Here is a 14,907-nt window from a genome sequence, read left to right on the forward strand (position 1 = left end):
CGCCATGTTGCGCACCCGACAGCCCTACAACCCGGCCGGCAGCACCAACGCGGCTTGACAAACGCATTAGGGAGCCTTCTTCAGCTTCACCGTGACGGTGCGGGCGCCGCGGCCGTCGCGCAGCAGCCGCTGATGCGCATGCTCGGCGATCGGGTCGATGGCCTCCCGCAGCTGCTCGAGGCTGGTCAGGTCGGCGGCGAAGGTGGACTCCGAGCTGATCTGTTTGGCCTCGGCGCGCTCGGAGACGGGGCGGTCGTCGATGCCGCGGGCCAGCCGGTGCAGCGCGGGCCCGACCGTCGCGCCCAGGATGTTGGCCACCTCGGCGTCGGTCAGCGCGGCCAACTGCCCGATCGTCTCGATGCCCAGGCGGTTGAGCTTCTCTTCGGCGACGGGGCCGATGCCCCACAGCCGCCGCACCGGCAGCCCGTCGAGCAGCGCTCGTTCCTCGTCGCGCCGCACCACCCGAACGCCGTCGGGTTTGGCGAGCCCGGAGGCGATCTTGGCGATCTGCTTGCCCGAGCCCGCGCCGACCGAGGCGACCAGACCGGTCTCGTGGGTGATACGCCGCCGCAAACCCTCGCAAAACGCCTCGACCCTCTCGGCCGGCGCCCCGGCGAGCTGCGGGGGCTCGGCGAAGCCCTCGTCCACGGACAGTTGCTCCACGACGGGCACCAGGCTGCGCACCGCGTCGAAGACGCGCCGGCTGGCCACCCCGTACACCACGCCGCGGGGCGGCAACACCACCGCGGTCACGCCGACCAGCCGGCGGGCCTGATGCATCGGCATCGCCGACCGCGCGCCGAACACGCGCGCCTCGTAGCTCGCCCCGGCCACCACACCGCGGCCGCCCAGCCCGCCGACCAGCACCGGCCGCCCCCGCAGGGTCGGCCGGGTCAGTTGCTCGACGGAGGCGAAGAACGCGTCCATGTCCAGGTGCAGCACCCAGCGGGACTCCACAAGGGCAAATGCTATTGGGCTAACGTCCCGGGGCATGGCCATGAACCTCGCGCACCGCCGAATTTGCAGCTCCGACCGCTGGGCAAGGCGAGTCGAAGACGAGTTGCTGCCATGGGCCCTCGCCGACGTGGAGCTCGGCGACAACACGCTGGAGATCGGGCCCGGCTACGGCGCGATCCTGCGGGTGCTCGTCGACAGGACGCCGAGGCTCACCTCGGTCGAGATCGACGCCCCGATGGCAAACCGGCTGCAGCGGCTGTACGGCGACCGGGCCCGCATCATCAACGCCGACGGCACCGACACCGGGTTGCCGTCCGACGAGTTCAGCTCGGTGGTGTCGTTCACGATGCTGCATCACATCCCGACCGCGGAGCTGCAGGATCGGCTGTTCGCCGAGGCGTTCCGGGTGCTGCGGCCCGGCGGCGTGTTCGCCGGCAGCGACAGCGTGACGTCGCTGAAGTTCCGCATCCTGCATTTCCGCGACACGTGCAACACGGTTTCGCCGGAGACCCTGCCGGATCGCTTGCGCGCGGCGGGTTTTCGCGATGTCGACGTGGAGGTCCGCGGCGGCCGGCAGCGCTGGCGCGCGTTCAAGCGCTGCTGATGGCCGCGGCCCGGCCCGGCGGCGGGTGTCGACGTCGCGGTCGGGCACGCCTCGCGCCGAACCCCGCGACGCACGCGGGTGAGGCCGGACTCATCGTCCGGCCTCACCCGTCCAAGGCCTCTCAGTGATGCTGTTGAACGGGTTGCTGCGGGTGGACCTGCTGCTGAACCGGCGGGTGGACCGGTTGCTGCTGAAGCGGCTGCGGGTGGATCGGTTGCTGCTGGATCTGCCCGTGACCGCCGCCGTTCTGCTTGCCGCCGCCGTTTTGCTGCCCGCCGCCGTTCTGCTGGCCGCCGCCGTTCTGCTGGCCGCCGCCATTCTGCTGGCCGCCCTGATGATCGTCGCCGTCGTGCACCGGCACCGGCACGGGCACCGGGACGACCACCGGCGGCAGGTTGACGGTCACGTTAGGCCCGGCGGGCGGGGTGCCCGGGTCGGCCGGCGGAGCGGGATCGGCCGGTGGAGCGGGGTCGGTTGGGGGCACGGCCACCACGGGCGCCGGTGCCGGCAGCTGTGCGGGAGCGCTCACCAGCGGCGCGTCGCCCCCGACCGCGGGCCCGCTCGAGACCTGACCGGCGTCCGGAGCGGTGACCGGCGCGAGCGGCGCCGGCGCCACCGGCTGCGGCGGAACCGCGACGGCCTGCTGGGGCGCCGCCGGACCGACGCTGGAGTTCGGGACGATGACGGCCGGCTGGTCGCGCTGTCCCGACGTGTCATTGATCAGCATGAGTCCGAGCCCCGACGCGATCCCAATTGCCGCGATCACGGCGCCGCCCACCAGGACATTCGTTCCCGTCAGGCGACGCTTGGCGGGGGCCTCCCCCTCGGGCACCTGGTCGTCGAACGCCGCCGGTGTGGACAGGGATCCGTCCTCGAACGTGGGGTCGCCCAACGGGCTCGACGCCCACGCCTCGGCGACCGTCAGGTCCTCGTACGGGACGGCGGCGACCGTCACGTCGTCGTGCGGGATGGCGGCGAACGTGACCGACTGGAAGTCTTCGACGATGCTCATGGCGTGTTCCTTTACTGTGGTGCGGCCCCGGCGGGCCGCTGTCACAGGTAGGAGCAGCCACCTGCCCCGGGTCGGACACTTTTCCGGAAAAAATTTTTCCCGGACGACGAACGCGAGCGGTTACACCTTCGCGATCGCCACCCGAACGCCGTCCCCGATGTCCGAGCCGTCGGCGGGCTCGCCGAACTCGAAGCTGGTCGCCAGGATCTCCCCGGCGATGAGGTCGCGGTGGGTGCGCGCCCACTCGGCCCGCTCGGCCGGCACCGACATCACGACCCTGATGCGGTCGGAGACGTCCAGCCCCGTCGACTTGCGCAGCTCCTGCAGCTCGCGGATCCGGTCCTTGGCCCACCCCTCGGCCTCCAGCTCCGGGGTCACCGTCCCGTCCAGCACCACCAGTCCGGACCCGTCGGGCAGCGCCGCGGTGTAGTCCGGATCGGCGGCGACCAACCGCGAGCTGTACTCCTCGGGCCGCAGCACCGCGGGCCCCGCGGTCAGGGTGCCGTCCGGGTTGACGACGCCCTCGCCGGCCTTGACCGCCTTGATCGCGGCCTGCACGTCCTTGCCCAACCGCGGCCCGGCGACTCGGGCGTTGACCGTGAGCTCGAACCGGCCGTAGGTGGCGATCGCGTCGGTCAGCTCCACCCGCTTCACGTTGAGCTCATCGGCGATCAGGTTGACGAAGGGCTCCAGCCGCAGCGGATTGTCCACCGCCACAGTCAGTTTCGGCAGCGGCAGCCGCACCCTCAGCTTCTTGGCCTTGCGCAGCGACGACGCCGCCGAGCACACCTCGCGGACCTGGTCCATCGCGGCTACCAGATCGGGATCCGCCGGCACGTCACCGCCCTGCGGCCAGTCGGTCAGGTGCACCGACCGGCCCTGAGTCAGGCCGCGCCAGATGATTTCGGTGACCGACGGCAGCAGCGGCGCGGCCAGCCGCGCCGTCACCTCCAGCACCGTGTGCAGGGTGTCGATCGCGTCGGCGTCTTCCTCCCAGAACCGCGAACGAGACCGTCGCACATACCAGTTCGTCAACGCCTCGGTGAATTGGCGCAGCTCCTCGCACGCCCCCGAGATGTCGCAGGCCTCCATCGACTCGGTGAGGTCGTCGCGCAGCACGGCCAGCTTGGCCAGGATGTAGCGGTCCAGCACGTGCGCCGAATCGGTGCGCCACGTACCGACCTTCGGCGCGTACAGCGCCAGGAAGGCGTAAGCGTTCCACAGTGGCAGCAGCACCTGCCGCACGCCATCGCGGATGCCCTGCTCGGTGACGATCAGGTTGCCGCCGCGCAGGATTGGCGAGGCCATCAAAAACCAGCGCATGGCATCGGAGCCGTCGCGGTCGAACACCTCGGACACGTCGGGGTAGTTGCGCAGCGACTTGCTCATCTTCTGGCCGTCCGACCCCAGCACAATGCCATGCGCCACACAGGTTTTGAACGCCGGACGGTCGAACAGCGCGGTGGCCAGCACGTGCAGGGTGTAGAACCAGCCGCGGGTCTGGCCGATGTATTCGACGATGAAGTCGCCCGGGTAGTGACCGTCGAACCAGTCGGCGTTCTCGAACGGGTAGTGCACCTGGGCGTACGGCATCGAGCCCGAGTCGAACCACACGTCGAGCACGTCGGGGATGCGCCGCATCGTGCTGCGGCCGGTGGGGTCGTCCGGGTTGGGCCGGGTCAGCTCGTCGATGAAGGGCCGGTGCAAGTTGTCCGGGCGCACCCCGAAGTCGCGCTCCAGCTCGTCGAGGCTGCCGTAGACGTCGATGCGGGGGTAGGCCGGGTCGTCGGACTTCCACACCGGAATCGGCGTGCCCCAGTAGCGGTTTCGCGAAATCGACCAGTCGCGGGCGCCCTGCAGCCACTTACCGAACTGGCCGTCCTTGACGTGTTCGGGATACCAGGTGATCTGCTGGTTGAGCTCGACCATGCGGTCGCGGAATCGGGTGACCGCGACGAACCACGAGGACACCGCCCGGTAGATCAGCGGGTTGCGGCACCGCCAGCAGTGCGGGTAGGGGTGCTCGTAGGTCTCGTGGCGGACCAGCGCCGCGCCGTTGGCCGCGGCCGGGCCGCTGCCGTTCTTCAGGTCGCGGATGATCTGCGCGTTGGCGTCGAAAACGTGCTGCCCCTGGTAATCCGGGACTTCGGCGTCGAACCGCCCCCGCGCGTCGACCGGGGTGACCGGCGCGATGCCGGCCGCGTCGCAGACCGCCATGTCGTCCTCGCCGTAGGCCGGCGCCATGTGGACTATCCCGGTGCCGTCCTCGGTGGTCACGAAGTCGCCGGGGAGCACGCGAAAGGCGTTGGGGGCGTCCATGAAATACGGGAACGGCGGCAGGTAGCGAGTGCCGAGCAGGTCCGCGCCGCGATACGTGCCGAGGACTTCCGGCGCATCCCCTAACTCGCGCGCGTAGGCGCCCACGCGGGCCTCGGCCAGCACGAAGCGGCGCTCCCCCGCCCGCACCTGCACGTAGGTCACCTCGGGATTGACGGCCACCGCCAGGTTCGACGGCAAAGTCCACGGGGTGGTCGTCCACACCAGCAGGTGCGCCCCGTCGAGGTCCCCGCCAACCACCTTGAACCCCACCGTGATTGCCGGGTCCTGCCGGCTCTGGTAGACGTCGTCGTCCATGCGCAGTTCGTGGTTGGACAACGGGGTTTCGTCGCGCCAGCAATACGGCAGCACGCGGTAGCCCTCATACGCCAGGCCCTTGTCCCAGAGCTGTTTGAACGCCCAGATCACCGACTCCATGTAGCTGGGATCCAGCGTCTTGTAGTCGTTGTCGAAGTCGACCCAGCGCGCCTGCCGGGTTACGTAGGCCTGCCATTCGTCGGTGTAGCGCAACACCGATTCGCGGCACGCCTCGTTGAACGCGGCGATCCCCATCGCGTCGATCTGCGACTTGTCGGTGATGCCGAGCTGGCGCTCGACCTCCAATTCGGCGGGCAGCCCGTGGGTGTCCCAGCCGAAGCGGCGGTCCACCTTGTAGCCGCGCATGGTGCGGTAGCGCGGGACGATGTCCTTGACGTAGCCGGTGAGCAGGTGCCCGTAGTGGGGCAGCCCATTGGCGAACGGCGGACCGTCGTAGAACACGTACTCCGGTGCGCCGTCGCGGCGGGCGATGCTGGCCCGGAACGTGTCGTCGCGGGCCCAGTAGTCGAGGACCTCGAGCTCGAGCGCCGGGAAGTCGGGCGCCCCACCGGGCAGCCGCGGGTAGCCCTTGACTTCGGCGTCATCCGTCACGATCTGCGTCATCTCCTGTGGCCATGTTGCTCAGGCCGGGGACGACGACGCGCTTGGTGCGCGAGCGCCGCGGTACCACCCCGCTTGCCGCGCTGCCGCGCGGCCGCTCGTTGCAGGCTGTGACGGGCCCAACCGTTCGGTTCTACTGAGCCATGACGGCCGTTCTTCCGAAGGCTCCCCGGTGATGGCCGGATCGACGCCGATGGGAGAATTCTACTCAAATGCCCACTCCAAGGGGCTACCCGGCCTCAGGAAACACCTGCGGCCGGATAGCCCCTTGGAGCACTGATCGCTCGCCGTCCACCCGCTACGCCCGGCCGCGCCGGGCTTGCGATCGCCACTTAGGCGCGGACGTCGAGCACGCCGGCCCGCCATAGCGCCGCGTACACGTGACGCACGCCGACGACCAGGAAGTGAGCGGCGCCATCCACCAGCGGGTCGCTGATGACGATGGTCGGGCGCTCGGCCCGGCGGGCCGCCTTGTCCGGCGCCGGGGCGGCAATCGTGTCGGCGTCGCGCACCACCGAAAGCTTGCGGGCGGGCGCTTCGGTTACCACTTCGTCGTACAGAACTGCGGTCATGATCGTCTCCTGCTCGGAATCGCAATACGGGCACTGACTGGACTTTTTGTCCCGTCCCGTAATGGTTCCGATCCCCAGAAGGCTTGGCTGGCAAGCCAATACGACTCAGCAGAGAGCGTAGTGCCGGAGACCGGATCGGGACGAAACGAAGTTCGGACTTCGGTCCGGACTATCGCTGGAACTCATGTGTCCCTCACCTCCTCAACGGTCACGACGCGTGCGGTTGCCCGCGCCAGCTGCGCGCACCATCAGGAGTACAGAAACCGGCGACCGCCGGAGACGTGCACCCCTCTCGTCAGAGATTTGGCACCACACGACGTGTCCGCAATCGGAAGCCACCTGGGCTCAACCCTTAAGCCGGGAGGAGCTGTCCTGACCCGGGGCGTCTTTCGACGTTCGGGGTCAGTGGCCTGTATTCGTGTAGACGCCTCACCTAACGAGGTGCATACCGTGCCGATAATGCACGACCGCTACGACGCGGTCAATGTGACCTGGCCCGTGCCAAGCACTTATTACGCGCGCTCACAGTCCTTACCCAGGTCAGCGGTCACTTTTCCACGAGGCCGTCCAGCCGCGCGATGGTGTCGATGAACTCCTCGACCATGTCGAGCACCACCGCCCGCGTCGGGCGGACCCGGTCCAGGGAGCCGACCACCTGCCCGACGAAATAGGTCGCCAGCTCGCGGGCCCCCGAGTCCGGCTGCCCGGCCGCCCGGTTGATGCGCACCTGGGACTCGGTCACCAGCGCGGTCTGCAGCGGCATGCCGAGGGGGTCGGGGCTGTCGGGCCGGGCCCATTCGTCGGTCCACGCGGTGCGCAGCATCCGCGCCGGTTTGCCGGTCAGCGACCGCGACCGCACCGTGTCCGAGGAGCTGGCGGCCAAGAACTTGTCGCGGACCACGGGCGTGGTCTCGGCCTCCTCGGTGGTCAGCCACACCGACCCGCACCACACCCCCTCGGCGCCCAGGGCCAGCGCCGCGGCGACCTGCCGACCGCGGGCGATGCCGCCGGCGGCCAGCACCGGGACCGGCGCGACCGCGTCCACCACTTCGGGCACCAGGACCATGGTCGCCACCTCGCCCGTGTGGCCCCCGGCCTCGGTGCCCTGCGCGACGATCAGGTCGACGCCGGCGGCGGCGTGCCGCCGCGCGTGTTGCGTGGTGCCGGCGAGCGCGGCCACCAGCACGTCGCGGTCATGCGCGCGCTCGACCAGGTCGGCCGGGGGCGGGCCGAGCGCGCTGGCGATCAGCCGGATGTTGTGGCCGAAGGCCACGTCGAGCAGCGGCTCGTAGCCCTTGGGCGAGATGTTGAGGCCGCCGGACGACGCGCGCGGTTCGTCGGTGCGCGGCGGGACGCCGTAGCGGGCCAGGATGTCGTCGACGAACGCGCGGTGCTCCTCGGGCAGCAGCTCGCGGGCCTGCTGGGCGTCGATGCCGCCCTCCTCGGCGCCGACGTACTTGGGTGGCAACAGCAAGTCGACGCCGTAGGGCTTGCCACCGGTCTGCTCCTCGATCCAGGCCAATTCGTTCCGCAGCCGCTCGGGGCTGTGCGCGACGGCGCCGAGGATCCCGAAGCCGCCCGCATTGGTCACCGCCGCCACCACGTCGCGGCAGTGGCTGAAGGCGCAGATCGGGAACTCCACGCCGAGCAGTTCGGCAACTCTGGTTCGCATTGCCCGACGCTAGGAAGCCGCCGATTGATATGTCAATCGGCCGCGGGCGACCGGCCGTCCGGCGGCCAGCTGGACACGCCCTCCTCCAGCGGGACGCCGAGGCTCTGCAGGATCGACGCGACCATTCGCCAGGCGCCGATGGCGGCGACGAGTTCGATGAGAACCGTTGTGTTGCCGTTCAATTCGCGCTCGCAAGCCGCAAAGTTCGCGGCGCTCACCGCGCCGTCGCGCAGCACGTCGTCGGTGGCCGCCAGCACCGCCCGCTCGGCCGGCCCGAACCCGTCGTGGCCGCGCCAATCGCGCACCGCCACCAGGTCGGCGGCGCTCACGCCCAGCCGCGACGCCACCCGGAAGTGCTGCGTCCACTCGTAGTCGCACCCGGTGACCCAGCCGATCCGCATGATCACCAGCTCGCGCAGCCGCGGGTCGAGGGAACCGTGCCACAGCATGGTGGCCAGCAGGTCGTTGATCGCGCGCGCCAGCGGAGGGTGGTTCAGCAGCACCTGGAAGATGCTGAGCTCGGCCATGTAGTCGGGCACGGCGGCTTCGTCGGCGGCGGCTTTGGCCTCGTCGAGCGGCAGTTTCGGTACCCGGGCTGTCGTCATGGCATGAGCACTCCGTGTACGTGCGGGACACCTCGGCGGTCACCGGCCATGGTAGCCAGCATTCGCGGGCGATTTTCGAGCCACGCGCAGCGCGTTCGGGCGAAAAGCCTGCAGCGCCAAGGTCTAAGCCGTTGGCGCCGGCCGACCCGATGTGCGCGAGTGTGAAATATGTTGTCGCCGAACCGATTACGGCTGCGTCGGGCGGGTAGCCGAGAAATGAATTCAAATCGGCCGTCCCTGCGCCGGCTCGGTGGTCGGCGCGGCGCGGGCAAGCCTCCGGCCCCCGGCCGCGGCCGGCAGGGCGTATCCGCCGAACTTATCCTGCAATCTTTGTGATTTCAGCGATTCGCCTGCGGACTTTCGCAATAACGCCTACCATGCCGTGATTACGCATCACCGATGCTGCGTATGGGCGCGTCAATATTGCATTCGCCTTCCCCCAAGCGGGGTTGGGTCGCTTGGCGGCGTCCCAATGCCGCGACCGTGGACAGCACCTGAAGTTCGCGTGAAACGCCAGCTCCCAGAACGCCCGACCTCGTTGTTAGACAGCGCCTTCGGGCTACTTCGGACCTGCGCTATGCCGCTGTACCGTTCGAAAGGTATGTGATTGCCCTGATGGCCGGGGCCCCGGTCAAGGCCTGCTTTGTTAAATTTTTGTACGTTCGAACGATTTTTCCACGCGTACCGAGCTGAGCCGCTAGTCTGCTGATCGCGCCATGTTGTGAGGCGAGCTTCGGCAGCGGGGGTCGGTGGGATGTTTGTGCATTGCCGCGCAGTTACCAGCTCGCACAGAAAAATTCGGCGAGATTTCTCGAAGCCCTGATAACCGCGGGCTGCAGTGATAGGAACTTGTGGATAGGTGAGGAGAGGTGAAGGACAGTGGATAAGGCAGGCGCTACTCCGGTCGCCGTCATCGGGATGGCGTGCCGGCTGCCGGGCGGAATCGACTCCCCTGACCTCTTTTGGGAAGCGTTGCTGCGTGGAGATGACCTCGTCAGGGAGATTCCCGCCGATCGCTGGGACATGGATTACTACTACGACCCCGAGCCGGGCGTGCCTGGCCGGTCGGTGTGCAAGTGGGGCTCTTTCCTGGACAACGTCGGCGACTTCGACCCCGAGTTCTTCGGCATCACCGAAAAAGAAGCGACGGCGATAGACCCCCAGCACCGACTGCTCATGGAAACCGCCTGGGAGGCGATGGAGCACGCCGGCCTGACGAAGGACACCATCGCCAAACAAACGGGTGTCTTCGTCGGCTTGATGCACGACGACTACAAATTCGTGCACGCCGCCACCGACGCCTTCGACGGGCCCTACGGGAACCCCGGCACCATCTCCTCCATGGCCTCCGGACGGGTGGCCTACGCGCTTGGCCTGCACGGCCCGGCGTCGACGGTGGACACCGCGTGCTCTTCGGGCCTGTTCGCCATCCACCAGGCCTGCCGCAGCCTCCACGACGGAGAATCCACCCTCGCGTTCGCGGGCGGGGTCAACGTGATGTTGGAGCCGCGCCGGTCCGCATCGGCATCCGCGGGCGGCATGCTGTCGGGCACCGGGCACTGCCACGCGTTCGACGTCAAGGCGGACGGCTTCGTCTCCGGCGAGGGATGCGTGGTGCTGCTGCTCAAGCGCCTGACCGACGCCCAGCGCGACGGCGACCGGATCCTGGGGGTCATCCGTGGCACGGCCGCCAACCAGGACGGCCACACCATGAACATCGCGATGCCCTCGGGCGAGGCCCAGGCCGCGGTGTACCGCGCCGCCCTGAGTGCGGCGGGGGTGGACGCCAGCACCGTCGGCATGGTCGAGGCGCACGGCACCGGAACGCCGGTCGGCGACCCCATCGAGTACGGCAGCTTGGCCGAGGTCTACGGCATCGACAACCCGTGCGTGCTCGGGGCCGCGAAGACGAACTTCGGACACACTCAGGCGGCCGCCGGCGCGCTGGGGATGATGAAGGCCATCCTGGCCGTCCAGCACGGAGTGGTCCCGAAGAACCTCCACTTCGAGGCCCTTCCCGATGAGATGGCCCGAATTGACACGGGACTCTTTGTGCCGCAAGAGAATACGTTGTGGCCGCTGGAAGATGGGCAACCGCGCCGCGCGGCGGTGTCGGCGTATGGACTTTCCGGAACCAACGTGCACGCCATCGTCGAGCAGGCCCCGGAGCCGCTTTCCCCCAACGGCGCCGCCGTCCGGCCGAGCCACGACGGCACCCTGGTGTTCCCGCTGTCGGCCACCTCGGCCGAGGGACTGCGCGAAACCGCCCGCCGGCTCGCCGACTGGGTCGAGGCACATGGCTCCCGAGTCGCGACGCCGGACCTGGCCTACACGCTGGCCCGCAGGCGGGGTCACCGCCCGGTGCGGACCACCGTGCTGGCCACCGACGCCTCGGACCTGGTGGCCGCGTTGCGGGAGGTCGCCAACGGCGACGCCCTGTTCCAGGAAGTGGTTGGGCAGGAGGAGCGCGGCCCGGTCTGGGTCTTCTCCGGCCAGGGTTCGCAGTGGGCGAGCATGGGCGCCGACCTGCTGGCGAACGAACCCGCTTTTGCGGCGGCTATCGCCGAGGTGGAGCCGCTGATCGCCGAGGAGTCCGGTTTCTCGGTGACCGAGGCGCTGACCGCTCCCGAGAAGGTGAGCGGTATCGACCGCGTCCAGCCGACGATCTTTGCGATGCAGGTCGCGCTGGCCGCCACGATGAACTCCTATGGGGTGCGTCCCGGCGCCGTCATCGGCCACTCGATGGGTGAGTCGGCCGCGGCCGTCGTCGCCGGCGCGCTGTCCCTCGAGGACGGCGTGCGCGTCATCTGCCGTCGCTCGCGGCTGATGGCCACGATCTCCGGTTCGGGCGCGATGGCGTCGGTGGAACTGCCTGCGCAGCAAGTGCTTTCGGAACTCATGGCGCGCGGGGTCAACGACGCGGTGGTCGCGGTGGTGGCCTCTCCGCAGTCCACGGTCATCGGCGGTGCGACCGAGACGGTGCGGGAACTGGTCGCGGCCTGGGAGCAGCGCGACGTGATGGCCCGCGAGGTGGCCGTCGACGTGGCTTCCCACTCGCCGCAGGTCGACCCGATCCTCGACGAGCTGTACGACGTGCTGGCCGAGATCGAGCCGTTGACGCCCGAGGTGCCCTACTACTCGGCCACCTCCTTCGACCCCCGCGAGGAGCCATACTGCGACGCCAACTACTGGGTCGACAACCTGCGTCACACGGTGCGGTTCTCCGCGGCGGTGCAGGCGGCGCTGGAGGACGGCTACCGGGTCTTCGGTGAGCTGTCACCGCACCCCCTGCTGACCCACGCCGTCGACCAGACCGCTCGCAGCCTCGACATGACGGTCGCGGCCCTCGCCGCCATGCGGCGTGAACAGCCGCTGCCGCAGGGCCTGCGCGGCTTTCTCGGTGATTTGTTCGCGACCGGCGCCACGGTCGACTTCTCCGTGCTCTACCCGCACGGACACCTGGTCGACGCGCCCCTGCCGGCGTGGACGCACCGGAGCCTGCTGCTGAGCCGCGACGGTCACAGCTCCCGCGCGCTGCGGTCCAGCGTGGCGGTGCACCCGCTGCTGGGTCAGCACGTGAAGCTGCCCGAGCAGCCCGAACGCCACGTCTGGCAGGCCGACATCGGAACGGCGACGCTGCCGTGGCTGGCCGACCACCAGATCAGCGGAACCGCGGCCCTGCCCGGCGCGGCCTACTGCGAGATGGCGCTGGCCGCAGCCCGCACCGTCTTCGGCGAGGAGTCCGGAGTCCGCGACGTCCGCTTCGAGCAGATGCTGCTTCTCGACGAGGAGACCCACATCAACCTCACCGCCACCGCCGAGGTGCCTGGCGCGCTGGCCTTTGTGGTCGAGACCAACGAGGACGGGGCGCGGACGCGTCGCGCATCGGCGGTGCTGCAATCCGGCGTCGACGGAGAAACCCCCGCCGCGCATGACATCGAGGCGCTGCTGGCCGCGCACCCCAGCCGCTTGGACGGCGACGACCTGCGCGACGCGATGGACCTGTGCGGCATCCAGTACGGCCCCGCCTTCACGGGCCTGGCCGCAGCGCACACCGCCGACGGCGCCGGAACCACGGTGCTGGCCGAGATCGGTCTGCCCAGCGTGATCCGCACGCAGCAGACCAGCTATGGCGTGCACCCGGCCCTGCTCGACGCCTGCTTCCAGTCGGTGGCCGCGCACCCCAGCGTCGCGAACGCCAGCCTGGGCGGCCTGCTGCTGCCGTTAGGGGTTCGCGAGCTGCGCACGTACGGCCCGGTCCACACCGCCCGGTACTGCTACTCGCGGGTGACCGCGGCGACCGGCGGAGCCGTCGAGGCCGACATCGACATCCTGGACAAGCACGGCGCCGTGCTGCTGGCGGTGCGCGGACTGCAGATGGGCAGCGGCATCTCGCCGAGCGGCGCGCGGGCCAAGTTGATGGCCGAGCGGCTGCTGACCGTGGAATGGCAGCAACGGCAGCTGCCCGAGGTGGCCACAGCCGAGGCCGGCACGTGGCTTCTGGTCAGCACCTCCGATGCCGCCGACATGGTGGCGGCGGCGTACACCGATGCGATGAAGCTGCAGGACGCGGAATGCGCAACCCTGTCCTGGCACCTGCAGGCCGACCACCCCGCGGTCGCCCAGCAGTTCCGCGATGAGGTCGAAAAGGGCGGGTACGCCGGCGTCGTCGTGGTCACCGCCCCCAAGGGCGGCGCCCCGGACGACGAAAGCCCCGTGCGTGGCGGCGATTACGTCCACCACCTGGTGCGCATCGCCCGCGAGCTGGCCGAGCTCCAGGGTGAGTCGCCGCGACTGTTCCTGGTGACCAGGAACGCGCTCAGCGTGTTGTCCGAGGACGTTCCCAACCTCGACCTTGGCGGGCTGCGCGGGCTGCTGCGGGTCATCGGCTCCGAGCACCCGCACCTGCACACCACCCACATCGACGTCGACGAGCAGACCGCCGCCGAGCAGGTGGTGCGCCAGCTGCTCCTGGTTGGGCCGGGCGAAGACGAGACGGCCTGGCGCAACGACGAGTGGTACACCGCCCGGCTGTGCCCCGCTCCCCTGCGCCCCGAGGAACGGCAGACCACCGTCGCGGTTCACGAAAGCGACGGGGTGCGCATGCAGATCCGCACGCCCGGCGACCTGCAGTCGATGGAGTTCGCGGCGTTCGACCGGGTCCCGCCGGGCCCCGGCCAGATCGAGGTCGCGGTCACCGCTTCGAGCATCAACTTCGCCGACGTGCTGAACGCGTTCGGGCGCTACCAGAGCCTCGACAACATCCTTCCGGCGCTGGGCACTGATTTCGCCGGCGTGGTAACCGCCGTCGGACCCGACGTCACCAACCATAAGGTCGGCGACCATGTCGGCGGCATGTCTCCCAACGGCTGCTGGGCCACGTTCGTCATCTGCGACGCGCGCCTGGCCACCAAGCTGCCCGAGGGCCTGACCGACGCGCAGGCCGCCGCGGTGACCACCGCGCACGCCACCGCCTGGTACGGCCTGAACGACCTGGCCCGCATCAAGGCCGGTGACAAGGTGCTGATCCACTCCGGAACCGGCGGCGTCGGGCAAGCGGCGATCGCGATCGCCCGCGCCGCGGGCGCCGAGATCTTCGCCACCGCCGGCAGCGAGCACCGTCGCCAGCTGCTGCGCGACATGGGCATCAAGCACGTCTACGACTCGCGCACCGTCGAGTTCGCCGACCAGATCCGTCGCGACACCGATGGCTATGGCGTGGACATCGTGCTCAACTCGGTGACCGGCGCGGGGCAGCTGGCCGGGATCAAACTGCTCGCCCTGGGTGGGCGCTTCGTCGAGATCGGCAAGCTCGACATCTACGGCGACACCAAGCTGGGTCTCTTCCCGTTCCGCCGCAACCTGGCGTTCTGGGGTGTCGACCTGGGCCTGATGTCGGTCAGCCACCCACAGCAGGTCAGCGAGATCCTGAGCACCGTCTACCGGTTGACCGCCGAGGGCGTGTTCCCGATGCCCGAGAGCACGCACTACCCGCTCGCCGAGGCGGCCACGGCGATTCGCGTGATGAGCGCGGCCGAACACACCGGCAAGCTCATCCTCGACATCCCGCGGGCCGGGCGCAGCAGCGTGGTGCTGCCGCCGGAGCAGGCACCGGCCTTCCGCCGCGACGGCTCCTACATCATCACCGGTGGTTTGGGCGGCCTCGGGCTGTTCCTCGCCGAGAAGATGGCCGCCGCCGGCGCCGGCCGCATCGTGCTCACCTCGCGTTC

Annotated in this window: 7 protein-coding genes, 1 pseudogene and 1 riboswitch; of the genes and pseudogenes, 2 read left to right on the forward strand and 6 right to left on the reverse strand. The window is 69.6% G+C overall.

What is annotated here, in order from left to right; all coding sequences use genetic code 11:
- Positions 1-72 precede the first annotated feature (72 nt).
- Positions 73-957 (reverse strand): annotated as a pseudogene (locus AWC19_RS00040) (DNA polymerase IV); the annotation flags it as partial.
- Between the two features lie 34 nt (positions 958-991).
- Here AWC19_RS00040 and AWC19_RS00045 point away from each other — a divergent pair.
- Positions 992-1,561 (forward strand): class I SAM-dependent methyltransferase, encoded by a 570-nt coding sequence (locus tag AWC19_RS00045; RefSeq protein WP_085076080.1) that lies wholly within the window; start codon positions 992-994, stop codon positions 1,559-1,561.
- A gap of 121 nt (positions 1,562-1,682) precedes the next feature.
- Here the strand turns inward: AWC19_RS00045 and AWC19_RS00050 are convergent, their stop codons facing one another.
- The 5 genes from AWC19_RS00050 to AWC19_RS00070 all read right to left on the reverse strand — a co-directional run bounded on the left by AWC19_RS00050 (position 1,683) and on the right by AWC19_RS00070 (position 8,677).
- Complete coding sequence (locus tag AWC19_RS00050) at positions 1,683-2,573, reverse strand: hypothetical protein (protein ID WP_085076081.1); 891 nt, start codon at positions 2,571-2,573, stop codon at positions 1,683-1,685.
- A 120-nt stretch (positions 2,574-2,693) separates the two neighbouring features.
- Positions 2,694-5,831 (reverse strand): isoleucine--tRNA ligase, encoded by a 3,138-nt coding sequence (ileS, locus tag AWC19_RS00055; RefSeq protein WP_085076082.1) that lies wholly within the window; start codon positions 5,829-5,831, stop codon positions 2,694-2,696.
- 329 nt (positions 5,832-6,160) lie between these two features.
- The gene (locus tag AWC19_RS00060; protein WP_085076083.1) at positions 6,161-6,400 is read right to left on the reverse strand and encodes an Rv1535 family protein; all 240 of its coding nucleotides are present in this window, start codon (positions 6,398-6,400) and stop codon (positions 6,161-6,163) included.
- A 280-nt stretch (positions 6,401-6,680) separates the two neighbouring features.
- Positions 6,681-6,848: riboswitch (M-box (ykoK) riboswitch) on the reverse strand.
- A 99-nt stretch (positions 6,849-6,947) separates the two neighbouring features.
- Entirely contained in the window at positions 6,948-8,072 is a 1,125-nt protein-coding gene (locus tag AWC19_RS00065; protein ID WP_085076084.1) for an NAD(P)H-dependent flavin oxidoreductase, read from the reverse strand.
- A gap of 32 nt (positions 8,073-8,104) precedes the next feature.
- The gene (locus AWC19_RS00070) at positions 8,105-8,677 is read right to left on the reverse strand and encodes a carboxymuconolactone decarboxylase family protein (RefSeq protein ID WP_085076085.1); all 573 of its coding nucleotides are present in this window, start codon (positions 8,675-8,677) and stop codon (positions 8,105-8,107) included.
- A 918-nt stretch (positions 8,678-9,595) separates the two neighbouring features.
- Between AWC19_RS00070 and pks2 the strand changes: the two genes are divergently transcribed.
- Positions 9,596-14,907: sulfolipid-1 biosynthesis phthioceranic/hydroxyphthioceranic acid synthase (gene pks2, locus AWC19_RS00075; RefSeq protein WP_245848609.1), on the forward strand; the 5,312-nt coding region annotated here is incomplete at its 3' end.

This window comes from Mycobacterium palustre, assembly GCF_002101785.1.
Lineage (GTDB): Bacteria > Actinomycetota > Actinomycetes > Mycobacteriales > Mycobacteriaceae > Mycobacterium > Mycobacterium palustre.

Coding starts and splice junctions, on each gene's coding strand:
- AWC19_RS00070 (WP_085076085.1), bottom strand. CDS start 8,677: ATGACGACAGCCCGGGTACCGAAACTGCCGCTCGACGAGGCCAAAGCC.
- ileS (WP_085076082.1), bottom strand. CDS start 5,831: ATGACGCAGATCGTGACGGATGACGCCGAAGTCAAGGGCTACCCGCGG.
- AWC19_RS00045 (WP_085076080.1), top strand. CDS start 992: ATGGCCATGAACCTCGCGCACCGCCGAATTTGCAGCTCCGACCGCTGG.
- AWC19_RS00065 (WP_085076084.1), bottom strand. CDS start 8,072: ATGCGAACCAGAGTTGCCGAACTGCTCGGCGTGGAGTTCCCGATCTGC.
- AWC19_RS00060 (WP_085076083.1), bottom strand. CDS start 6,400: ATGACCGCAGTTCTGTACGACGAAGTGGTAACCGAAGCGCCCGCCCGC.
- AWC19_RS00050 (WP_085076081.1), bottom strand. CDS start 2,573: ATGAGCATCGTCGAAGACTTCCAGTCGGTCACGTTCGCCGCCATCCCG.